The 23,644-nt window shown below is 65.8% G+C and carries 13 protein-coding genes and 1 pseudogene; 5 read left to right on the forward strand and 9 right to left on the reverse strand.

Translation table 11 applies throughout. The features are described 5' to 3' along the window. Nucleotides 1-21: 21 nt before the first annotated feature. Both OG417_RS34275 and OG417_RS54515 read right to left on the reverse strand, forming a co-directional pair. Nucleotides 22-1,374 carry a family 43 glycosylhydrolase gene (locus OG417_RS34275; RefSeq protein WP_329237578.1) on the reverse strand — a complete coding sequence of 451 codons (1,353 nt, stop codon included), beginning with the start codon at nt 1,372-1,374 and terminating at the stop codon, nt 22-24. A gap of 526 nt (nt 1,375-1,900) precedes the next feature. Continuing rightward, nucleotides 1,901-2,347: a hypothetical protein gene (locus OG417_RS54515; RefSeq protein ID WP_442875591.1), complete on the reverse strand. Its 447-nt coding sequence runs from the start codon at nt 2,345-2,347 to the stop codon at nt 1,901-1,903. A gap of 243 nt (nt 2,348-2,590) precedes the next feature. Here OG417_RS54515 and OG417_RS54520 point away from each other — a divergent pair. Further along, nucleotides 2,591-2,716: pseudogene (locus OG417_RS54520) on the forward strand (IS630 family transposase); the annotation flags it as partial. A gap of 17 nt (nt 2,717-2,733) precedes the next feature. Here OG417_RS54520 and OG417_RS34285 read toward each other — a convergent pair. After that, nucleotides 2,734-3,012, reverse strand: a complete 279-nt coding sequence (locus tag OG417_RS34285; RefSeq protein WP_329237581.1) for a hypothetical protein — start codon at nt 3,010-3,012, stop codon at nt 2,734-2,736. 282 nt (nt 3,013-3,294) lie between these two features. Here OG417_RS34285 and OG417_RS34290 point away from each other — a divergent pair, with 282 nt between their 5' ends. Beyond that, on the forward strand, nt 3,295-3,936 hold the full coding sequence (locus tag OG417_RS34290) for a YrhB domain-containing protein (RefSeq protein ID WP_329237583.1): 642 nt from the start codon (nt 3,295-3,297) through the stop codon (nt 3,934-3,936). A 33-nt stretch (nt 3,937-3,969) separates the two neighbouring features. Here OG417_RS34290 and OG417_RS34295 read toward each other — a convergent pair whose 3' ends face one another. Then, entirely contained in the window at nt 3,970-4,335 is a 366-nt protein-coding gene (locus tag OG417_RS34295; protein WP_329237586.1) for an ATP-binding protein, read from the reverse strand. A 415-nt stretch (nt 4,336-4,750) separates the two neighbouring features. After that, entirely contained in the window at nt 4,751-4,984 is a 234-nt protein-coding gene (locus tag OG417_RS34300) for a hypothetical protein (protein ID WP_329237589.1), read from the reverse strand. Between the two features lie 776 nt (nt 4,985-5,760). On the opposite strand from OG417_RS34300, the gene OG417_RS34305 reads away from it, so the two are divergent. Continuing rightward, complete coding sequence (locus OG417_RS34305; protein ID WP_329237592.1) at nt 5,761-6,093, forward strand: hypothetical protein; 333 nt, start codon at nt 5,761-5,763, stop codon at nt 6,091-6,093. 131 nt (nt 6,094-6,224) lie between these two features. Then, entirely contained in the window at nt 6,225-6,890 is a 666-nt protein-coding gene (locus OG417_RS34310) for a S1 RNA-binding domain-containing protein (protein WP_329237595.1), read from the forward strand. A gap of 890 nt (nt 6,891-7,780) precedes the next feature. Here the strand turns inward: OG417_RS34310 and OG417_RS34315 are convergent. From OG417_RS34315 to OG417_RS34325, 3 genes are all read right to left on the reverse strand, one after another. Beyond that, nucleotides 7,781-8,284: an SUKH-4 family immunity protein gene (locus tag OG417_RS34315; RefSeq protein WP_329237598.1), complete on the reverse strand. Its 504-nt coding sequence runs from the start codon at nt 8,282-8,284 to the stop codon at nt 7,781-7,783. A 6-nt stretch (nt 8,285-8,290) separates the two neighbouring features. Further along, the gene (locus OG417_RS34320) at nt 8,291-15,157 is read right to left on the reverse strand and encodes a polymorphic toxin-type HINT domain-containing protein (protein ID WP_329237601.1); all 6,867 of its coding nucleotides are present in this window, start codon (nt 15,155-15,157) and stop codon (nt 8,291-8,293) included. A 138-nt stretch (nt 15,158-15,295) separates the two neighbouring features. Beyond that, nucleotides 15,296-19,498 carry a LamG domain-containing protein gene (locus tag OG417_RS34325; protein ID WP_329237604.1) on the reverse strand — a complete coding sequence of 1,401 codons (4,203 nt, stop codon included), beginning with the start codon at nt 19,496-19,498 and terminating at the stop codon, nt 15,296-15,298. Between the two features lie 406 nt (nt 19,499-19,904). Here OG417_RS34325 and OG417_RS34330 point away from each other — a divergent pair, with 406 nt between their 5' ends. Continuing rightward, entirely contained in the window at nt 19,905-21,704 is a 1,800-nt protein-coding gene (locus tag OG417_RS34330) for an alpha/beta hydrolase (protein ID WP_329237607.1), read from the forward strand. Nucleotides 21,705-22,050: 346 nt separating this feature from the next. Here OG417_RS34330 and OG417_RS34335 read toward each other — a convergent pair whose 3' ends face one another. Next, complete coding sequence (locus OG417_RS34335; RefSeq protein ID WP_329237610.1) at nt 22,051-23,643, reverse strand: tyrosine-type recombinase/integrase; 1,593 nt, start codon at nt 23,641-23,643, stop codon at nt 22,051-22,053. Nucleotide 23,644: the final 1 nt, after the last annotated feature.

The following is a 23,644-nucleotide window of genomic DNA, read 5'->3' on the forward strand; positions in this document are numbered from 1 at the left end:
AGATCCCCTCGCCTTGGGCCCTCACTCGCTGACGGCACGGCCTCGGCTCTCACGTTTGACGTACAGGCGGTTGCCCTGTGGGCCGGTCCATTCCAGGCGGACGACGCCTGGCACCGCAGCGTCGGCGATGCGTGCCGGGTCGGCCCAGTAGCCGAAGTTCGGGTTGCGGAAGAAGGTCGCCCACAGCCGGCCGTCGACGTCCGCGAAGATGTTGTTGTGGCCGGCGCCCACGCCCAGGGTCCAGCGGCGGGAGTACGGGCCCTCGAAATGGTCGGCGACGGCGGCGATCGCGTCATAGTGGTATTGCGTCCGGCCGGGGGCGTCCGTGTCGTAGGCGTAGCGGGTGCTGCCGCCCGCGGCCGTCGAGGTGCGGTCCCACGCGGCCTGCAGCAGGTAGTACTTGCCGCCGTGCTTGAAGACGTACGCGCCCTCCAGGTAGGGCTCAGGGGTGTAAGGCTGCTGCTGGAACACCGGGAGATTCGTCGTCGGGACGATGTCCTCCATGTCGTCCCGGAACCGGGCGTACACATTGTTGTGCAGCACCAGCCAGGCGTCGTCGCCCTCGGTGTACATGCTGCCGTCGATGTGAAAACGCGCCCCGGGATCGATGTACGGCGCGTCGGGCAGCGCATCGCCGAAGGGCTTGTCGAGGTTACCCTCGATGAGCCGGTACGGGCCCTCGAGCCCGCCCTCGCTCACCAGCAGGAACGAGCCGACTTTGTGCGCGCGATCGCCCATGCACGCGACGATGTACCAGGTGTCCCGGAAGTAGTGCACCTCCGGCGCCCAGACGTTGCCGCGCTTGCCGAACCGGTCGTCGTACCAGTACTCCTGCCACGGGGCGACGACCGTGCGCCCGGGCCGGTTCTCGCCGGCGAACTCCGGAGACCAGACCTTGCCCTTCTCGGCGCCGGGCCGGATGCCGGTCGTGTCGGCCAAACGCCACGGACCGCGCAGAGAGTTTGCCGTCCACATGAAGATCCCGTCGTTCCAGGGGCCAGCCGTCTCCAGGCCGGGTACGCGGGTGGTGCCGGTGGCGACGTAGAGCGGGCGGCGGCCCGCGATTTTGAAGCAGTTGACGTACGCGTCGCGTATCCAGACCCGGCCGAGCTCTTCGTCGCGCGGGCGCAGCTCGAGCGGCAGGACGAAGGAGTTGTCCTTTCTCGGCCACAGATCCATGCGGGTGTCCGCGAGACCGTAGGGCTCAAGGTCGGGCCAGTTCGACGGATAACGGCCGCTCGCCGCGCCGTCCGCGGTCGCGGCCGCGGCCGGCGCCGCCGCGCCGGCGAACCCGGCCGCACCGGCGAGGCCGACCGCACCGGCCAGCAGCGCCCGTCGGCCGATGGGCGGCCCGTTCTGGGGATCGGTGCTCACCAATCGCACCCACCTTCGTCGTTCTGGACGCCGGTACCGGCGCGCGCAGCATCGCGCAATAGCTCGAACAGGAGATCTATATTCGTATTCATGCCAAGCGGCGCCGGCGAGGCGTCTCTGAATGACGCTGAGCCCAGCATGCGAATCTCTCCGATTTTTGTCAACAGGCCGGAGAATTAATCCGGAGGGGGTCCGGATTAATTCATATCCCTCTCCGGGTTCGTCAACAGGCTGGAGAATTATGGATTAACTACATGCTCAACGTGGACCAACATGGACCGCGACCACCTAACCGACGGCCGCCCTACCTCGGATGGGCCGACCGCCATGGCCGCCATGCTCCAGTCGATGGTCGGCCAACCAGTCCGGTGCCCGACGCCCTCGATCACCGACTGGCTACAAGGTCGGCTTGACGACAACGAGCCGGCCGACCGCGCACCGAACACGAGCATCGCACCGCCGCACCAGCGCCGGAACGCCCTGGCCGTCCTCAAAGACCTCCGCACCGGCGGCGACGAGGCCTCTGTCACATCAACGCCTCACCAGGCGACATCCTCATCGGACATAGCGGCCTGATGCTCATCGACCCCCGCGGCATGGCATGAGCGGAGAAGTCGAATATGACGCCGCCGTCATCGCCCGTAAAGCGGCGAAGCACGTTCCCGCCGTGGGTGTGCGCCTTTCCGGAATACCAAAGATCGATCGCCTCGTCTTTGAGGCTCATCGTCGTCTCGGCACACCGGTCGGACTCGATGATCGTGCCGTCGGTGATCAGGTGCGACAGGCCGTTGTTCTTGGCGCGTTGGAGTGCCTCGTGCAGGTCGACCGCTTGGCCGGCGAGTACCTCGATGACTTCGTCGATGTAGCGGTAGGCGGTTACCCGCGAGATGTCGTGATCACGTCCCAGGGCGGTCGGGTCGGTGCGGTCGCGGAACCATCGCAGGACCAGGACGGCCTGCCAGAAGCAGGTCAACGCCCTGCTGCCCTTGGGTGTGGCGCGTCGGCGGCGTTCGGCCCACAACAGCCGGGCGACATGGCGCGTGAGTTCACGGGAGACATCGAGCGTGGCTCGATAGGTGACGTGGAGCTTTCCGCAGAAGGTTGTTCTTGTGGTGAGACCTCTTCTATCGGGGGCTCCACGCCTGTTCCGGATGAGTGATCCATCCGCGTGTCTACCCGGATGGCGCTGTCTGTGCCCGTGAAGGCGCGTTATTGTCTGCGCTGGCGCAGCAGGAACGCCCGCCATCCCGACGTGCTGGCCGCTCAACGCCGCGAGCAGGCCCGTGTCCGCGGTGAAAAGGGCATCCGATGGGACGGACGCCCCATCCCTGAAGCCGCGTGACCTTCGGTCCTCAGGACTCAACGATCAAGGCCCAGTGCATCTGGAATACCTCGGATCCAGACGGCCCGGCCCGGCTCTTCCGCGGCGACGCGCTCTAGCACCTCGATGAACTGCTGGCGCTTACTTGAATCCATCCTGCCGAGCTCATAGGCGATGTCTTCCAGGGTGCTCAACGCCGATTGCGAGTCATGCCCTACCTCGACGAGATCCTCCAAGGTCGCCATGGCCGTCAGCAGGGCCCTGACCACTTCATCTCCCTGAACCACAGCTTCGCCCTCTTCAACGCGAGTGATCACGAGACGATGCTGCCACGCGCGCAGGTGTCCAGGACACCACCACCAGTGTCAAAGCCCACAACCGCGCCGGAATCTGGCACCACGTGGCAAAGCTCTAGCACGCTGGCAAAGAGCCGCGTTACTGACCGAATCGATTTCACTGAGATCACCTCACTTTAGTGATCTTCGGCGGGTGTTCGGTGAACGACAAGTGGCCCCACCTCTGCGAGAGGATCGTGTCGTCAAGCAAGGTGATCAAGAAATCGGGTGGCCGCTGGTCTTGGCTTCATCGATGATGGATGGGTGATCGACAAAGACCGCGCCGTGCGCTTGGTCGAAGGACTACTCCGCGCCGAGGAGCGGGAGTTCGCGGAGCGCGGCCAGCCGATCACTCTCGCGATCAGTATGGTCACCGAGCACCGCTTCGGCTGGATCATCGGATCGCAGTCGGAGGCCTACCTTCGCAGTGGCAACACCAGCGGCGCGCTCGCCGGCGGTGGTCCCTATCTGGTCGACCACCACGATGGAAGCATCCACCACATCCCGATCACCGACTACGTCTGCGGGCTCTGGGAAGAGGACTACGAACAGCGCATCAAACCAACCGGAGCCGCTGAGGCCGATCCTCACTGCGGCCTCCCGTTCGCGACCGAGATTCGTGAAGCGTTGGAACAGGAGGGCCGGGTCGCGGCCATCCGGCTCCTCAGGCGATGTGCTCCCAGCGTGAGTATGACCCAAGCCAACGAGTACGTTGCCGCGATCGCGGCCGGAGAGCGACCATCAGCCGGGCTGATCGAACGGGTCAGGCCACCCGATCAGTTCTCGGGCCGACTGGGGGTTACGACCGTCGCTGGCCCTCTGCTGTCGCCTGCCGACTCCTCTGAATTCCCTTTCGGTCAGAGGGCACCCCACTCAGGCGGCTCCAGCACCGAAGCTGCAAAGTAGCCCGAACGATCATCGCCGATGTAGATCAGTTGTTCAGCTGGTTGCGTGTTCGACGGCTTGCCGGGCACGGGTCTGGGCGAGTCGGCAGGAGTCGGTGCCGGTTTCGATGATGGTGGCGTTGAAGGTGAGCCGGTCGACGATGGCGGCGCAGAGGCGGGGTTCGGTGAAGGTCTTGGTCCAGCCGCCGAAGCCTTCGTTGGAGGCGATGGCGACGCTGGCCTTTTCCTCGCGTTCGGTGAGGACCTGGAAGAGCAGGTCAGCCGCCGCGTTTGTCGAGTTCCATGTATCCCAGTTCGTCGATGCAGAGAGATCGACGCGGCCGTGGCCGGTGATGGTCTTGTTGAGCGCGCACCGCCATGGGGTTCGGGCAGGAGCTGTTAGAGAAGGGAACACAGTCACCTGTTCCCCCGCCCCAGCGTCCCGCGCGCTGTGCGGCGGGCTGTGCCGTTTGATATGGGGTCCGGGCACCTGCAGGTTCAGGCGGGGTGAGCCCGGGCATTTCATAGGCACCCGATCGGCACCCCCTTGTCGGTCCGCCCGCCAGTACGGCGATCCGGTTGCTGCCTGCAACGGCCTCGCGGACGATCTGCTCGAGACGGGCGTCGTGCTCGCGCGAACACGTACGCCGGGGGCGCTCCCAGTTCCTCGCTCGCGTGCTTGGTTCGACGGGCCGGTGGGCCTCGCGGTCGAACGGGTCGTGCGCTGCTAGGCGAGAGGTACTCCCACCAGCCTGGAAGGTGCGGGACCCGACTGGGGTTGGACGCCGACGGTAATAGCACCGTGGACTATGCCGGCCTGCACGGCGTTCTCGAGGTCACCACCGCTGAGGGCGCTCCTGATCGGCCCTCGGCCGGAGCCGGCCGAAGCCTGCCGGGCGGTGTGCAGCCACGAAGCCGAGGTCACGATGGATCCGGTCGAGCTTGAGGTGCGCGCGCTCCACCGCGGCGCCGGCCTCGCCGAACCGGCCCTCCAGGCGGTTCAGGCTTGCGGCGAGTTCGGAGCACAGATTGCGATCACTCTGTGACACACCGACCCCATCGAAGATCAACGTGAGGTCGCCTTGCGGCACAGTGGCCCGCCGACCTCCAGAACCTCCTCGAACCGCCCGGCCAGCCACTCCTCGGCCCGGTCCAGACTCGCGTGGCGACCACCGGCTACACGACCGGCCAGACCAGCCACCTGCGGGCGTACGCCCTTGGCCGCATCGCTTCGACCGCAGCATCCCCACTGTTTCTGACGTACGAGCGTCCGGCGAACGGGAGAAGCTCAAGGCCGGATCGGCCAATGTCCACCGACCACCACATACCACCGGCACTAACCCGCGGATTAAGAGTCCGCTGCTCTCATGTCAGATCGGTATTCTCGCTGTCGTGTTGTGCCGGTTCGGACGTGACTCCGTTGGTTCGGCGGCCGGATCGTGTCGCTTCCTGACGGCACGTACCGCGACGTACGAGCACCCACGGAGCACCCATCATCCCCGACATCGTGGTCAGCAAAGCCGGGTCATCGCGACAGCTTGTGTGTCCGAAATCCTGCAGGGAACGGGGCGTGGACTTGGAGGTGCGAGTCGGGGGGCGGTGCGTGCCGGTGGGGACGCGGCCCACGCGACGCCTCCCGCTGCCTCGCGCTGGGCACGAACCAGGTACTGGAGGACGCCTGTGGTGCTCCTGCGCCGCCTGGCCGCCGACACGGCGACAGCCCTGCCAGGCCTACGAACGCGACCGCCGCGGATCGGCGGCACTCGCCTCGCTGGTCGGACCCCATCACACCGACCACGCTAGAGGGGTTTCCGACCACTACGTTCCGGTCGTCGAGGGCCTCGGGATGAGGGTTGTCCGGGCCGACTCCCTCTACGGCGGTGAGACGGTGCTGGAGAGCGTGTGGTGCGGCCTGCGGGAGGGCGGGATCGTCCTCGTCGACCTCACGGGGTCCAACCGGAACGCGGTGATCGAGTTCGCGTGGGCGTACCTGCTCGGCAAGAAGATCATTCCGCTCACCCAGTGCAAGAACGACATGCCCTCCGACATACCGGGGCTGCGGTACATCTCGTACACGCCCCTCTGGAAGGACACGAAGCGGATGGAAGACGAGTTGCGGAGCCGCCTGCAGATCCTACGCGGCGAGACGATGGCCGAGCGCAAGCTCGTACCGGTGTAGACCACCAGCGTCCGTCCGGCCACCGCCCGGGTCGTCAGCCGGACGCGCGAGCATGTCGTGGTCGAGGCCGACCAGGGTCGGCTGGGCGTGCTGGGGGCCGCCGACGTGGAGTGGGGCCGGATCGTCGCGACATGACCCATCTGTTCACCATCGGCCAGGTGCTCCACGGAGCGTTCGAGACGGTCGACGGCTACACGCGGTACACGCTGCTGGCCGGCCAGGCCAACCCCTGGCACCTGCTCGTGAAGGAGTTCCCGGAGGGGCACATCTTCACCGGCCGGGTCGTCAACATCGTGGAAGGTCTGGACGCGTTCGTCCACGTTGGCCATGGCGTGCGCGGCCTCATCCCGGAGAAACTCCTGCCGCCCGCCGGCATCGGCACCGAAGTGCGGGTCGGGGTCGTCCGCATGGACGTCGAGGTACGCAAGATCCAGCTCCGCCCGATCGGCTCGGGCGACCGCCATTCCGAGCCCGACGACCGCCGCCCGTCCCGCTCTGCGACGGCCGGCCTCCCGCGCGGGGGCGAGCGACACGACGCCGAGGTGGTCCGAACGGTCCCCGAGAACGGCAGGTCGGGCGGCTACGCCTTGGTCCGGCTGGCCGACGGGCCAACGGTAATGCTGCACGCAGATGTCCGAGGAGGTCCGGTCCGACCTCAACCGGGGCGAACTGGAGGTCGGAGAGCTCCTGGAGGCGTCGAGGTGGTCCGCGTCAACGGCGAGCGCCGCATGTGGGTCCGGGACATCCCGAACCCGGTCGAGGAGGGAGAGACGGAGGCGAAGCCGCAGGCGGCCTGACCGCCCGCAAGTCCCGCAGCGGCGTGCCGACCCTGGCAGGTCCCTGCGGGCTTTGAATCTCAGGTCAGCCCCGTTCCCACTTGCGTCGCTTCCCTCATCGGATCCGAATTTGCACCATCGTGGCGACCATTGCGGGATGGCTGCGGCACCAAGGGTTAACGCGCCGCGTGGCGGATGGGCTGGTGCTCTGGGCGCCGACCGCGCGAGCATTTCTGGTAACGACGAACGACAGTCCATCAGCGAGATTGTCCTGACTACCCTGTAAAAGTGGCTGGCGGGAACAAAGTGGCAGTCGAGGCGAGCCAACTGTTGCGGTCACTCCTACGTCTGGCGGGGCCGGCTGGGCGACTATGAACTGGCAGATCGGCGTTGACGCGTCCCGTTTCAAAGCGTCCGCAATCGCCACGGTGCATCATCTGCAGGGGGGCCAACAACCACAGGCGACAAGATCATGGCTTTCGAACACCCACCGAGCAACTTACGACCTTGGAACCACCTCAGAACGAACGCTAGGCATTTTACGTATTGTCGAGAATGCCCAGTTCAGAACGGGTGCGCTGCCAGAGACTTGAACCACGAATCCGCGAATTAAGAGTCTGCTACTCAGGTATCGAATGGGTGCTCTTAGTTCCGGTCAACAATGCTTCGTCCGTGACCCCATCGGCTCCCATACCCTATCACGCCGCCCTACGCCGAGATGCACCACAACATACGAGCACCCACCGAGGAGAACAAGACCGCCGATAACCGCTTGCGGCTGACAGGCCGCGAGTTCCGCATGCCGGCCGTTACGTTCGAAACCGGCTGGCGTCCCATTGTCCCGTGCAACCTACGACACACGATACAAACGCTAAGATGAGGATCGAACGGACACCTGCAATAGCTCGCCGTTACTCATAGTCACCGTTTGCCACATCACTCAAAAAATCAGACCAATAACTTCCATCAAAGAGCGACGGAGGGTCAATTATCGCTATCCGCCCCCGAAGGTCATTCGATGTCTCGATCCAGCGTTCGATGAACTCTTCTTCCAATTCTTGCTCGTCATCATTCACACGTTCGTGACCGGATATTACTTCTTCACATATTGCCATTATTTCCAAGAACGCATCGAGGTTTGAATTTATTAGAGAATGAGCACCGTCTGACCTAGAGGATACTTCCCATACAGATGAATCCACCTTTTCCAGGCAGACCATATCCTGGTCTCGAGTGAGCCCGAAGCAGATTAGCCCACCGACCGGCACCAAAGTATCTGTAGCCGTGAAATAGTAGAAGAATCTCGCAGGAATTTTCCGATCCAGCAAATAATTTCTCGCCCAAAATGCGATCCCCTCCTCTCCCGCTTGAGGGTAATCGGCTGTTCCATAATCCCATTCGTGGTGCTGATTCACCGAAAGTTACCTTCCCCACAGTTCGCCGATTGCCGCAGCACGGGCTTTGCGCGCCGCAGCCTGCACCACCTGGTCAGCGTTCCACTCGAAACTCCAGGTGATATCGGCGTTTTCGAACCTTGGTATCCAGCTATCGGCACACCTGCCGCACGGTTGATATTCAACGTACAATTCTCGCACGGCGGAAGGTGAAACTCCAAGTTCGCCCAGTCGAGCCACCATGTTCTTCTCTGCATGTCCGGACGCGTCAGAGTTCACCACCAACGTACGGAGTCCACCGGCCGAATCTTCGTACCGAGCAGCAGCATACGTGTTCGCACTCTTTGCGCCGTCACGAACCCGCGCATCCAAGGTTTCCAGACTAAGGTCAGTGCTCCCGTACCTTACCTGTCGGCCACAGTTGTGGACGAGAACGGGCGCGGCGCCTGCCTCTACATAGAAGGTGTGGGTGTGCGCGATGGTGAGATCGCGTACGACCGGGTGGCCTGGGTACCGGATGGTCGCGATGACGCGGATGGCTTCGCCACTCGCGGTGCGGAGTGTCGCTCGATCGGTGAGGTGGTCGGCCCGGACCCAGGTGCGGGTGGTGGGGTTCCAGAATTTGTGGTGTTCGGTGGCGATTATAACGCCGGTCTTGTGCCCGCGTTTACCGTCGGTGTCGACGGTGATTTTGATCAGATTTTTGTACTTGGTGCCGCCGAAGGAGGCGATGACAGGTTCCGGGCCCGTCTTGCCGGTCTCCGGATCGGTGGCAAGAACCTTGTCGCCGGCCTTGACGTCCTCGATTGCCTTATATTTGCCGTTTGCGAGCAGGACCTTCGTCCCGGCGACGAAGCTATTGCACCTCCTTCTGAGCGCTCTCGCGAGCCGAGGGAGTACCCGTCCGCCTTGCGCGGCGTCGGCTTCCTCTCCCGCACCGGGGATAAGGAGCGGTAGGGCGTATTCTCCAGCCCCAACACCAAGCTTGTAGCCTGGATCGTCGACGTCGCCGCCCAGCGGGACATGGATATGGTCTGCCGGATTCCCGCAGAGGGCTTTAATCGACAAGAGAGCACAGGCACCGTCAAGGCCCACCTGTCCACCGGACACCTGGAGGCCAAGGCCCGCCGCCGCGCGCAGGCCTCCGTCAATGGCGCCGTTGGTGAAATTGCGAGCGAAGCAACTGAAGTCACACCGGGGTGGTTCGGGTTTCCAGGGGAAGTGGTTGCCGGGTTGGGCGATGATTTCTCGGTTGCTGGACTGCATACCGAAGTTGTCACATTGCCCGTTGTCGCAATTGCCAGGGGTCTTGGACCCTCCGGCGTTCCCGGTGGTGCCGCAACCGCCGTGTCCGGTGGCGCAGTCCACCATCTCTCCGGACGGGTCGCTGCTGTTGACGGGGTTGTTGTCGGCGTAGGCGTAACCGTTCCACGATTGCGGATCGGTCAGGTCCATGAGCGGATCGGCGGAGACGAACCGGCCGGTATCGGGGTCGTACTGGCGGGCGCCTAGGTTGGTCAGGCCGGACGGGTCGATGGTCCCGCCGACGAAACCCTTGTCCGTTGGCCAGATGCCCGTGGGCGAGCCGCGGAACTGACCGAAAGGCCCGAACCTTCGCTGCGCGAGCGCCTGCGTCGAACCATTGACCGATAGTTCCGCGCTGCCGTGCGGATCGGCGGATTGGAACTCGATGCCGCTCGCGGTCCTTACGGCCACGAGCGTGCCGCCGTGGCTGTAGTAGCGGGTGCCGTAGACCGTGTTGGTGGTCTTGTCCAACCGGAGTTCCATGTCCGGCAGGTACAGGGTCGTGCTGGTGGGATCGCGGCGCAGGAGCCGGGTGCCGCCGGCATCGTAGGCGTAGGTGGTGGTGCCGGTGCTGTCGGTCGTGGTGGCCAGGTGCCCCTCGGTGTCCCAGGCGAGAGTCTGGCCCGCGCTTCCGATGTCGCGGGTGGTCGTGTCGCCCGCGGCGTCATAGTCGTAGGTGTCGGTACGGCTGCCGGCGGAGCCGGTCTGGGTCACCGAGCTCAGGCGGTGCTGGCCCTGGCCTGGGTCGGGGTAGTGGTAGGTCCGTGTCGTGTCGGCGGCCATGGCGCCGACGCCGTGCTGGGTCTCGCTGGTGCGGTTTCCGGTGGAGTCGTAGGCGTAGCTCGTCCAGTACGGCGCAGGTCCGCCGAGGAGGGTCTTGTCCGGTGCGCCGGTGCACCCGCCGGTTGGTGTCCAAGCCTCGGTGAGGCGCTGGAGGTAGTCGTAGGTGAAGCACTGGGTGTCGGTGCCGGCTCGGGAGGTGTCGGTGATGCTCTTGACGTTCCCGGCGTCGTAGTAGGAGTAGGTGGCGTCCCGGTCGACGCCGGCGATGTTCTCCCGTTCCGTACGCGACTCGGCGAGCCGCTGGGTGCCGTACTCATAGGCATAGCTCAGCCAGGTGTGCTTCGCGCCGGTGGAGGACAGTTCGAGCTGCTGGAGCCGGCCGGTGGGCGAGTACTGCGTGTTGGTGACGAGCGGGGTGTTGCCGGTCGTGGTGGTCGGGCGGCCCAGTTCGTCGTACTTGTAGGAGACCGTCTCGCCCGGCATACCGGCGGCCTGGGCGACGGCGGGGAAGCTCGCCGTTCTGAGGCTCTCGTCGAGGTTGTAACTGTTGATGTAGAGGTAGCTGCCCGCGAGCCCCTCTTCCCCGGTTACCGACGGGACGGTGTACGTCGTGCGGAGCGGCTGGTTGAGGTTGTCGTAGAGGTTGATCGTGGCGACGTAGCTCGCCCCGCCGATGTAGCGGGTCGTGCTGGCCAGTTGTCCCTTCCGCGCCGTGTCGTAGGTCCACTTGGTCAGCAGCGGGCCGGTCAGTGAGTCCGCGTGTTCCTCGGTCTTACGGCCGATCGGGTCGTAGACGTAGAAGATCTTTTTGCCACGGGCGTCCTCGGTCGAGGTCACCTGGTCCAGGTCGTTGAAGGTGGTCTTCGTGGTGCCCTTGTCCGGGTCGTCCGTCTGGTACTCGCGGCCCCGCAGGTCATAGGTGTGGGTCCAGGTGTTGCCCGCGGTGTCGGTGACCGTCTTGAGCTTGCCCGCGGGGGTGTAGGTGTACTTGGTCGCGTCGAAATCACCCGTGGGGCTGCCGGCCTTGTACTGGCGTACTTCGGTGGTCTGGCCTCGAGCGTTCGTGATGGTCGTGGTGGGTGTGCCGCCGTCCGGCGGGTCGACGGTGACGCGGTCTCCGGAGTAGCTGGTGGTGGTGTGCCATTTCTCGGTGCCCGAGCCGCCGCCGGTGAGAAGGGTTTCGGTGGTGACGCGGCCAAGCCCGTCGTACTGGTAGGCGGTCTGGGTCTCGACGTTCCCGGGGGTGTCGAGGCCAAAGAGCGTCGTGTCCGGAGCGCCGTCGGCCTGATAGGCCGCATACGCCCGCGCGGTCTTGCCCTGGGAGTCGTAGAACGTGTCGCTGATCAGCCGGGTCCCGTTGGGGCCGGCGTTCTGGGTCTGCCGTGGCCGTAGGAATCCGTCGTAGATCTGGTAGCTGGTGAGCTGGCTGCTGTCGGGCCGGATCGTCTTGGTCTGCACCGCGACGGGCGCGTCCTTGGTGACGGTGTAGGCGTAGGCGATGTTGGGGACGTTGCCCGCCGCCTTGGTGGTGTTGGGCAGCCAGACCCGGATCAGCCGGCCGAGCGCGTCGTACTCCAGTTGGGTGGTCTTTCCGCCCGCGTCGGTCTGCGAAGTCGGCAGGTTCCAGGCGGGATCCAGTGTGCTACTGGTCGACAGCGCGGTGGAAGAGTCGCCGGGGGTGGCCGGCGGTCCGGTCACCGTGGCGGAGGTCGGCAGGCCCGTCGCCGGGGTGTAGGTCGTCGTGGTCGTGTGGCCGGCGACATCGGTCACGGCTTTCGGCCGGCCGTAGGCGTCGTAGGTCGTGGTCGTATCGGTGAGGTACACCGGCGTGGTGCCGTTGTAGTCGGTGATCTTCTCGACCTTGGTGAGGTCTCCCTTGGACGGGGCGGCGTCGAAGGCGCCGTCGTCGTAGTAAGACCGCACGTCGGAGATGACCTGCCGGGGTCGCTCAACCGGGTCGCCGCACTTGACCGCGACCGTCTCCACCCGGCTGGTGTAGGTCCACATCCAGGCGGTCGCATCGGTCGCGTACTCAGTCTGGCTGCACCGGTCATCGTCGGCGGTCGAGGTGTCGCCCTCGTCGTCGGTCTGGGTCAACAGGCCGACGGTGTCCTCGAAAGTGTTTTTGACGAGCGTCTCTCGCCAGGTACCGCCTTCCAGGGCGGTCAGGGTTCGGGTGCTGGCGGTGCCGGTGAGGTTGGCGGTGGTGGTGCCCCAGGAACGGACCCGCCGGGCGGTCTCGTGTGTCCAGACGGTGTTGATGGTCTTGGAGGTGATGGCACCGCCCGGGCTGAGGTAGGCGGTGGTCTTGAACTCGAACCCCTGGCGGGCGTCGGTGTCGGGGTAGGTGCCTCCTTCTCCGTCAGAGACGGTGACATCCTTGGTCCCGCCGTCTTTGTTGAGGCGGTCGCCGTCCATGCCGCGGAAGTACTGGTGATCGGTCTGGGTCCGCATGTCGTTGTCGCCGCCGGACTGCACGCTGACGGTGGCGTAGCCGCGCCATTGTGACCAGGTCTTGTACTTCTCCTTGGTCAGCCCGTCATCGTCGTCGTAGTGCCAGGCGGCGCCGCCCTGGTAGTCGTAGTTGGTGACCATGTCGGGGGCGTGGCCGGTCCGGTCGGTCTGGATGACCTGGGTGACGACGTACTTGTGGAACCAGTCGATCTTCGGGTCTTTGGTTCCGTCCGGTGGGATCCAGTAGGTCGGGAAGCAGCGTTTGGTGTTGGTCTCCGGTGTCGGGAGTGCGTCGGTGGTGCATTCGGGTTTGGAGTAGTTGACGTCGATTTGCCCGCCGGACTCGTCGTAGATCGTGCCGAGCCGGTATTTCACGTACGGGCCGATGTCGTCGCCGAGCTTGTCCACCCGGTTCTCGAGTTGTACGTGGTTGAAGGTGACCGACGGCAGGGCGACCGGAGTGTTCGGCGTCGTGGTGAGTCCCTTGTAGGACCCGGTGTGGGTGATGGACTCGAGCAGCAGGTCACGGTCGACGTCGGCCAGCCCCCAGTCCTGGGTCATCGCCCAGGAGTCGACATCGAGATAGGTGCCCGAACCGTTGGGGTTGAGGATTTGCGTCGTGACGCTGGTAAGGCGTTTACGCGACCAGAACGTCGGCGACCCCATGATGGTGTTGAGGTCGGTGTCCTCGCAGTCGGTGCCGTCGGCACAGTTCTGGTCCCACGGCACGTCCCACCAGTAATCGGGGTGGGAGCCGATCTGGTCCGGGTCGCAGTTGAAGTTCGCGTCGGGGACGCAGCGCTCTGAGACACCGAAGTTCACCAGAGCCGACGGTTTGGCGGTGAGGTTGTCCGAGCGCAGGCCGTACTCGATGTGATCCAGGTAGCCGCCACGGGTGTAACTGGTGCTGTTGGAGGCTTTCAGGTCACGCGCGTAGCGGTTCGTCTCGGGCGTGTAGTAGTAGACGGCGGCATCGCCGTGTGGGTCGACGACATAGTCCAGGTTCCAGCGCCAGGCCTGCTGGCACCAGGAGTCGGCGAAGCCGGTGTCCTTGTGGCACGGCTCGTTGTCGTCGTCGCCGAAGACCGGCACCGTCCAGGTCGAGCGGGTCGCGGCCTTGCCGGTGGCAACATGGTCGCGGCCGAAGAAGTACTGGGTGCCGTCGGTGGTCGTGACTTTCCAGTACTCGCCGTCGTTGTCGCCGTTGTCGGCACCGGTGAGCTTCTGGATCCGGGTGCCGTCGTCGTCCTTCATCCGCCACGTGCCGTCCCCGGTGGGGATGAGCTCTCCGGCTTTGCCATTGAAACTCATGGTGGCGTTGTCGTAGCCCCAGCACTGGTCGCCGGGTTCGTTGCCGAACTCATCCTTCGGTGCGCCGTCGTCGGAGCACGCCTTGTAGCGGCGCTCGATGTAGCCCGACCACAGGTCGAAGCCCTCACCGAGCCAGGACGGCTGGTTGTTGGTGTTCGACGTCCGCCCGTCCACGCCGCCGGAGTCATAGCTGATGGCCAGTTTCGGGGCCAGGCCCCCGGGCACCGGCGGCACGCGCAGGGGGTAGGACCAGCTGAAGTCGCCGGTCTGCGTGCCGACCTGCCAGGTCGCCGATGCAGACAGCGACGTCGCCTTGTAGTCGCCCTTGTCGCTCGACGATCCGGCCGCCGCCGCCAGCACGGTTGCCCCGGACGCCGCCGGGGCGACGTTCACGGCGGCGGAGAGTGTTTTGGCCTCGCCGTCGTTGCGGGTCGGAACGGGCGTCGCCTGCCGGCAGTTGGAACGCTTCGGCGTCGTCAGCGCGCAGGCGGGCAGCTGGACCAAACTCAACCGTGAACCGTAGGAGCCGCCGAAGGCGTTGACGAAACCGGAGTAGTCGACCTGGATGCCGAGGCGACCGGCGGTCTGGTCGCCGTCGGTACGCGCCACGGTCAACAGCAGGCCATCGACTCCGGTGCGGCGGGCGGTAGCGTGGTCAAGGACGCGCACCTTGACCTGCCGCGGGATTTGCACCGGCTGAGCGGACCGCGTCGTCTTGGCCTCCTTGCCGGGCGCACCTACCCACACCGGCAACTTCCCCGCACGGACGGCGGCCACGGGCTTGGGTGAAGATGAGACGGCGTTCGCCGACACCGTGGCATCGGGCAGCGTCACCTCCGCTTCGGCGGCCTTCGGCCACTTCGTCTTCGGCGGTAGCTGACGCCGCGTGGCCGGGTCAGGCGTACGCGGCTTGGCCTTCACCCGGTGGCCCTTGGCCGGCTTGGCCGACCGCTGAACGGCCGGCCGGCCCCCGTCAGCGGCCTGGGCCGGGAACGCCGGTGCGAGCACGCCGGCCAGCAACACCGTCACCACCAGCGCCACCGACCGTCTGATGCGACCCAGTTCGTATCGCGACGTCGCCGCTCGCTTTCTCACCATGTCCTCCGGGGGGAACGACCGCCGCGTCCTGCGCGCCGCCGGTAGAGGGAAGAAGTCGAAGAGCCTGCTGGTATGCCGGGCTCACAGGTCGTTGGTCGGGTACTCCAGACCGCCGGACAGTTTCGCGATCTGATCGTCATCAAGGACGCCGTTGAACGCCCATACGTCATCGATCACGCCAGGCCAGTACTCGCCGTAGGCGCCGTCGGTCTTGGAACGACCGATTTGGAAGGCCTGCACCGCGTTGAACGCGAGTGTGTTCTTGCGGAAGGACACGAGGCCGTCATCGGTCTCCATCAAATTTCCGTTGACGTACAGGCGCATCTCATCGGCGAAGGCGTCGTAAACGATGGCCACGTGGTCCCAGCCGCTGCCATCGGACTGGAAGCTCCTGTTCTCGGCCACTTGGTGCGTCGCGCCGGTGGCATCCTTGTCCGGCATGTCGATCTGATAGCCCCCCGCGCCTGGATCGGCGGCGTCAGGGTGGTAGCGGAGGGTGAACCCGCTGTTGACGTCGCCTTCCTGGCTGAAGGCCGCCGCATCCCGGGTCGGCCGTCCCGCGGTCTCGACCCAGCCGCCTACGGTGAAACTCTGATCGGTACGCACCACCGGGCCCGCGGCGGCGGCGTAGTCGCCATCACCATCGAGCACCAGGCCGCCCGGCGGACTACCGATCCATCCCGCGCCCTGGTCGACGAAGGCGTTACCGAACAGCGTGACATGGTGGCCGTAGACGGTGTCGTCGGCGCTGGTGATGACCGAAGTCGGCGCTCCTCCAGCGAGCTGGGCCGCTTCGGAATCGTTGATCGGCTGGTCGAAGACACGCACGTCGTCGAGGCTGCCGTTGAAGTAGCTGGTGTAGGCGCCCTTGGACTTAAAACGTCCCAGGTCGAGCGGGCCGGTGGAGGCCCAGGTGTTCGGCTGGTCGACGGTCTGCTGCAACTTCCCGTCCACGTACAGACGGATCTGCTGGGTGTCCGCGTCATAGACACCGGCCAGATGCGTCCAGGTGTTCAGCGTTGGTGGTTGCGTGGACTGGGCTCGGATGTAGGTGGGGGTGTCGGTGTCGGGGGTCTGCATGTTGAAGATCCAGCGGTCGTAGTTGCTGGAGTAATACAGCGCGAACGCCGACCCCTCACTGCCCTCCTGGCTCACCACGACCGGTGTCGCGGACTTGGCGGTCATCTTCGCCCAGGCGGAGACGCTGAAGCTCTTCGTGGTGTCGACCACCGGTCCTGAGGTCGCCAGATATCCCGTCGAGCCGTTCAGCTGAACCGCCTTGCCGGCCTTGCCGGTGGCGCCGAACGTGACCCCGCCATGGGCGCCCGCAGGGTAGGTACCCATCGTGTCCTCGGCGCGAGCCGCGCCTGCCGCCTCGTCCAGCTTCCAGTACGCCGTCGCCGGGCGAACAGCCGCGGCCGCGTCATTCAGCTTCCACCGGGCACCCACGACCGGCCGCTGGGTGAACAGGTCCCGTGCCTCTTGAGCGGTGACGACCCGATCGAAGACCCGTACGTCGTCCACATCGCCGGAGAAGAAGCTGCCCGGCACAGCGCCGTAGGAGCCGGCACCGATCTGTAGTCCGCCGGTGGCGTTCCATGGCGTGGTGTAAGCGACGGTCTGGGCTAGCGTGCCGTTGACATAGAGGCTGAGGGTCTTGGCGACCGCGTCGTAGACGCCGAGCAGGTACGTCCACTCCCCTCCCTGAGGAGCCGTCGATGGGGTGGCGCGGACGATCGTCGCGTCGGCGGTGTCGCTGGCGTACCGGTTGAACGCCCACCGGTCCAACGCCGAGGAGTAATACAGCTCGAATCCGCTCTTCTGCGCGCCCGCCTGGGTGGCGATGATGCCCGCGTGGCCGGGTTTGGTCGCCGTCAGCCGCGCCCACGCCGAGACCGCGAAGCTTTTGGTCGTGTCCAGGAGCGGGCTGGAGGTGGCGGCATACCCGTCTGTGCCGTTCAGTTCCATGCCGGTCTTGGTGATCCCGTCGACGCCGAGGGTCACCCCGCCGTGGACGTCCGCCGCGTTACCGCCACCGGTGTCCTTGATCTGGGTAGAGTCGATCGGTTCGTCGAGTGCGTAGGTCGCTTCGGCGTCTGCGCCGGCCTTGACTCGGAAGTAGTAGGTCGCTGTGGCGCTGGCGTTCCCGCTGGCGTCGATCGCCTTGACGCTCAGCCAGTTCGGGCCCGCGGTCTGGGGCATCACATCGATGGTGACCGGCGCACCTGCCGTCGTGACGGTCTCGTGTGCGGATGAGGGGTCTTCGTTGACGCCCCACTGGTACTTCGTCACGTCCGAATCGGCAGGCGTGAGGGTGAATTTGCCGTAGCGGCCGACCCCGTCGTACCACGGGTCGTTCTCATCGTCGGGGTTGGATTCGGGGTATCCGTCGGTGGCGTTGGAGGTGATCGTCGGGGCGGCCGGAACGGTGTGGTCGTAGAGGAAGTAGCAGCCGGTGGCGTTCCCCGCATAGCTCCACGGGCTGTAGCTCGTGCCGTCATAGGCGCGCACGTGCCACTCGATGACCGTGTTCTCCGGAATGGTCGAGGGCAGCGTCATCGTGAACGTCGAGCCGCTGGCCTTGGCGCTGGTCAGGTCCGATGTCCATCGCTGGGCCCAGCCGGTCCCGTCGTCCCAGGCCGCCTGAAACTGGCCGCGGACCTTGCCCGCGTCCTCGGTGTCCGGGTCGGTCAGTACCGCGTAGGCCTTGGGCGGCATATTCACCTTGGCCGGACTGCTCGGGCCCTTGCACGCGCCGCCCGGTGAGGAGGTCAGGTTGGTCATCTTCGGCTGCGGAGGCGGGGTGTTGTAGTGCACCCGCAGGTAAGCGTCGTCAGCGAACCGTTTCCACGCGAGCTGGGAGTCCTCGGTCGCCGCCTTCAGCCCAAGCGTCAAGGTGGACCAGCCGCCGGCAGCGGCCTCCTTCATCCCCTGCGTCGCATCCAAGATCACGTCGCCGGCCGGGCAGCCGGAATAGCCCTTGGCGGTGTCCTGGGAGTCCAGGTGCTCCAGCCAGTTATCGCTGGTGGAATCCCACGTCGAGGACGTGCCGAAGGCCTTGGTCTTCCACAGCTGAACGGTGCGGGTCTCACAACTCGGCGCGAAGGTCTCCTTGACCTGGAACTCGGCCGACAGGATCGTCTTGCCGCCGAAACCGCTGGTTGGCATCCGGTAGAACAACCGCTTTATGTGGTGGGACCCACACGACGTCGTGTAGTCGTACGGGCAGTAGCCCATGCCCTCATCGCCAGAGAAGTCGTAGTCTTTCCAGCCGCCGCTGGAGACCATCAGCCAGGCCGAGTCCTTCACCGTCTTGTACACCGGGTCGATGTAGACCGGGAACGTCGTGTCCGGGTCGGTCAGCATCGTCTGGTCCGGCGTCAAGGTCACCGCGTTCGAGGAGACATCGACGTCGATCGGCGCGCGGTGGGAAGACCCTTCGTCCCCGTCCGCGAGATCACCGGCTGCTGCGGCCATCGACTTGGTGGCGTTGGGAGCGGCCGTACCGGTGGCCGAGTCCCACATCATCGGTTGGGGTGCCTCGAAGACCACACCGCCGCCGCCGGCATCGGTCGCCTTGAGCCCGCCGGCCTCATCCTCGGCCAGGCTCACCCCGGCCGCGGCGGTGGTGAACTTCAACTGGGCGAGTTTGGGGTCTTGGGCGGCTTCGCGGGTCTTGACGACCAACAGGTCGGAGAACCCGTCGGTGTCGGCGTTCAGTTGCAGGTCCACGCCGTCGATGACGTCCTTGTACGTCGCGGTCGCCCCCGACAACTCCGGCGCAGGCAGGCTGCCGGGCCAGGAGAAGGACAGTTTGCGGCCGGCCTTGACCATCGTGGCCATCGGACCGGTGCCGCCGCCGGAGAACGTCAGGTCCACGGTGGAGGCGGCCGGGCTTACCGTGCCGTCGTCGTGCTTGTGCAAGGTCGTATCGATGTCGACCCACTTGCCGCCCTGCCGGATGCGGACCGGGCGCAGGTGTTCGACCGCTTCGAACGTGCCGTCCGGCTGGGCGTACACCTCACGGGTCTCCCCCCGCAGCGAGGCGACCTCGACCGGCTCATCCGTGGCGCGTGCCTGCTTCAGCGCCGCCGACTCCCCCGCCCGTACAGACGAATCATCAGACCCGGAGGCGGCCTGCGCCGGGACCGTCGAAGCGATCGTGGAGGTCAGTGCCGCGGCGAGGGCCGTGGCGACCAGGCCGGCCCGTAGCCTGCGAAACGGTTTCCCGCCGGGGCGGTAGGAGCCATCGGGACGACGCCAGCGGGTCACGTCCGCCTCCACAGAAAGTAAGCATGAAGTAAAACAAACGGACGGAAAGTAACAAGCGGCACGAACCTCGTACAGAGGCACAACCCGCCGCCGCAGCCGCCGACTGGCCAGAGAAAGCCACACAAGCATGTAAACCGGGCAGGCAGCGCAAGCGTCTTCTCTCAATGCGCTCCGTCACACCGAAGCTGGCATGACCCGCAACCTGCGGTGATCACATAATGCGCCGGGCCGACACCACCCACCCGTGAGCGTCACCATCCAAGCCAAGGGCACCCGAAGGCGAAATTGTTACCAGTTCCACGATCTCGTGTGATTTGTATCACCTTGCTGAGGGTCATCTTTCTTGTCAAGATCTGGCGGTTCTTACCTCCGGTACGCCGGGTGATCGCGCGTACGACGGCCTCAAAGGGGATGTCACGTGCGCAGATGGTTGACCCGGCCTGGGCTGGTGCTACTCGCCGCCGCGACCGCGGTCGCGGCCGTCACCTCCGGCTCCCACGCCGCCACCCGGCACGAAGCCGCCTACACCTATGGCAGCGCCACCCGCCAGGGCATCGACGCCTACTGGTACGACTCCGACACCCCCCGGCCAGCACTGCTCATCCTGCACGGCGGCTACTTCAACTCCGGCAGCAAGACCGACTGGGCCTCCACCGCGCGCTACTTCGCCGACCACGGGTTCGCCGTCTTCTCCGCCGATTACCGCTACAACACCGATGTGGCCTGGCCCGGCCCCCGCGACGACGCCCTCGCCGCCCTCACCTGGATCAAAACCCACGCCGACGACTTCGACGCCGACCCCGCCCACGTCGCCGTCCTCGGCTCCCAGGCCGGCGGGCAACTGGCCACCAGCCTGGCCACCTACGGCGCCGGACGCGACCAGGTCGACGCCGCCGTGGGCCTGTCGCCCATCAACTCCCCCTACCGCGCCTGGACCCAAGCCCCCACCACCAGCGCCACCGCGACCCGCCGCAAGATCCGCGACGAAACCGTCATCCTCAACCGCTGCTACCCCGACAAGGCCGACACCACCTGCTGGGCGCGCTGGAACGACTCCGTCGTCAAAACCCATGCCTCCGGCGCCGACGACGCCCCCATGTACCTGACCCACTCCACCGGCGACCCCATCCCGGCCGCACACTCCACCGACCTGCGCGACGCCGAAATCGCCAAGGGCGCCAACCCCACCGACATCACCGTCAACGTCACCTCCGGCAGTTCCTCCGGCGGCCCGCTGTTGACCACCACCCTCAAAAACGCCCTGGTCATCTGGCTCAAAGCCCGCGCCCACTTCACCCCGCCCGTACAGGACGACGGGAACCCGCCCCCGCAGGACATACCGACCCCGCGGACCACCGCTCACCCGATCACCACGGCCCCGTACGAGGATGACCCGGTTCCCCCACCACCGGCCGATGAGAACACCCTGCGCTCGGCCGTCGTCACCGTGACCACGGGCACCTACTCCTACGGCACCGACCCCAAGCAACAACTCGACGCCTACTACGTCCCGGGGAAAAAGCAGCCAGCCTTGGTCATCATCCACGGGGGCTACTGGTACGAAGACGACAAATCCAGCTGGGTCGCCACCAGCCAGTGGTACGCCGAACGCGGCTACGCCGTCTTCTCCATCAACTACCGCCTCAACGCCCAATCCGGCTGGACCGCCCAGCGCACCGACGCCCTCAACGCCATCGCCTGGATCAAGGCTCACGCCACCCAGTTCAGCAGCGACCCGAACCGCGTCCTGCTGCTCGGGTCCTCGGCCGGCGGACAGATCGCTACCGCCGTGGGCACCTACGGCACCGGCACCAAATACGTCAAAGGTGTCGTCGCCCTCTCCCCCGTCGCCTCCCCCTACCGCGCCTACGGCGACGGCCAAAAATCCAGGGCCAGCGCCTCGAAGCAGAAACTCCGCGACAACTCCACCCTGCTCGCCCGCTGCTACCCCACCAAAACCGACACCACCTGCTGGAACCGCTGGAGCGACGCCGTCGTAAAAAACCACGCCTCAACCGCCGACGCCCCCATGTACCTCCTCCACTCCCAAGGCGACTTCGTCCCCTCAACCCACTCCAGCGATCTCTGCACCGCGATGAAGGCCAAAAACGTCTCCTGCACCCTCACCGTCGTCACCGGCAGCGGCCACGCCAGCGCCATCCTCAAAATCGACGGCATCCACACCAAAATCCTCAACTGGCTCCAAGCCCACGACTAACCAACCTGGCCACCAGCGCTTTGTTCCTTAAGCTGCTACCGCTGACGCTAAAACGCCTGTGAATTGATGGCCAAGCCGGTCCTCATCTTCGCGGAGACAGCGGCACAGTCGGGCGCATCGAGGCCGACAACGCGTCACCCGGCGAGGGACCGCGGCGAAGGAGGAGCAGGAAGTTAAAGCGGCTGTCGAATCCAGCTCCACCTCCTGTCTACGACGAAAAAGCTGAACCGATTGGTCAGGGCGGCGCTGCGTCCTACCGCCCACACCCCAGATATGCCCAGTCCGGTGCAGGTCGCGTCGTGCCCGCTGTCAGCCTCGGCGAGCGGCATGGCGAGTGCGGCATGAATTACGGGCTGACTTTACGTCCGTGGCCGATCGCACGACGGCCGGGAGCGGGTGGCAGGAGGGCGGCGACGTCTTCGGCGGCTTGACGGGCCAGCTCGGGCAGGACGGAGGTGTAGGTGTCGGCGGCAATGGTGATGGAGGACAGGCCGAGGGTTTCTTGGACCATTTTCATGTCGTGTCCGGCGGCCAGCAGAAGGGTGGCGGCGCCGTGGCGGAGGTCGTGGAGGCGGATCGGTGGCAGGTCGGCTTCCATGCACAGCCAATGGAACTGCTCGGTCACCTCCGCTGGGTGCAGCGGCTGCCCAGTCTGCGTGGTGAACACGAAGCCGGTGTCGGCCCAGTGTTCGCCGGCGGCGAGGCGTTCGTTGTTCTGCCGCGCCTGGTGTACGAGCAGGACGTTGACGGTGCGGCGGTCCAGGGCGATCTGGCGGTCTCCGGCGTCGGATTTGGGAGGGCCTTGTGTGGTGGTGGCGCCGATCTGGACGATCTGCCACCGCACCGTCGCCACCCGGTTCATCACGTCCAGTTCGGGCCGGCGCAGCCCGCATGCTTCGCCACGGCGCAGCCCGCGGAATGCGACGAGGTGGAAGAGCGCATACAGCCGGTGGTGTTCGGCGCGGTCGAGGAACCGCTGGGTCTGCTTCGGGGTCCACACCATCACCGGGGACGGCCGGGGTGTGCCGATATAGGAGTCCAGTGCGGTGACGGCGGTGCCGAGCTTGGCGCCGTGCGGGCTGCGGGCGGCCAGGATCTGCTTGCGCCGCCGGATCTCCTCCACATACGCCTGGCGGGCTTGCCGCCACTCGTCGATGCGCTCGTCTGTCCAGACGAGCGCTTTGGGGCGTCTGGCCGGGGGCAACTCGATGACGGCGGCGGGGTTGAAGTCGATCAGCCGTTGTTTGATCGCGGTGTTCAGCGCCGAGCGCAGGGTGGCGCGGATCCGGTGTTTGGTCGCCGGGCCTACCGGTCGTCGTCCTTTGACTTTGGCGCGGATCGCCGGGTCACCGGTCTGGCGGGCGGTCTCGATGGTGTCGTTGAGTTCGTCGATCGCTTCGAACACCTCCAGCACGTGGGAGACCTGCAGCCGGTCCAGCCGGATGTGTCCGATGACGGGGTTGAAGTACAGGCGGATGTGGGAGGCGTAGGCGGCGGTGCTGCTGTCGCGGAGTTGTTGTTTGCCGGCCAGCCAGGTGTTCAGCCAGTCGGTGACGGTGCGTTGCTGGTCGAGTTCTTGGCCGGTGCGGACCCGGCGCCGGATCTCGCTCGTTTGCGGGAGCTTGCCGGTGTCCTTGACCGTGGTGGTGATGATGTCGGCGATCCGTACGGCCAGTGCCTTGTCCTCTCCGGCGAGGGCCAGCAGCTCACGAGCGGCGTCCATGTCGGCTTGGGCGGCTGTTTGGTCGGTGAAGCCGCCCCGGCGTAGCGGTGCCCGCCGTTTCCCGTCGCTGGTGGGTGGGAGTTCGAGTTGGTAGTGCCAGGTCCCGTGGTGGGGGTTCCAGCCGTTGCGGCGTTTGAGTTTGGGGCAGTTCCCGCCGAGCCGTGCCCCGTCGGTGGTGCGGCAGCCGCAGCGTTTGAAGGTTCGTCCCTTCGCCATC

The sequence above is a fragment of the Actinoallomurus sp. NBC_01490 genome (genome assembly GCF_036227085.1).
GTDB classification, from domain to species: domain Bacteria; phylum Actinomycetota; class Actinomycetes; order Streptosporangiales; family Streptosporangiaceae; genus Actinoallomurus; species Actinoallomurus oryzae.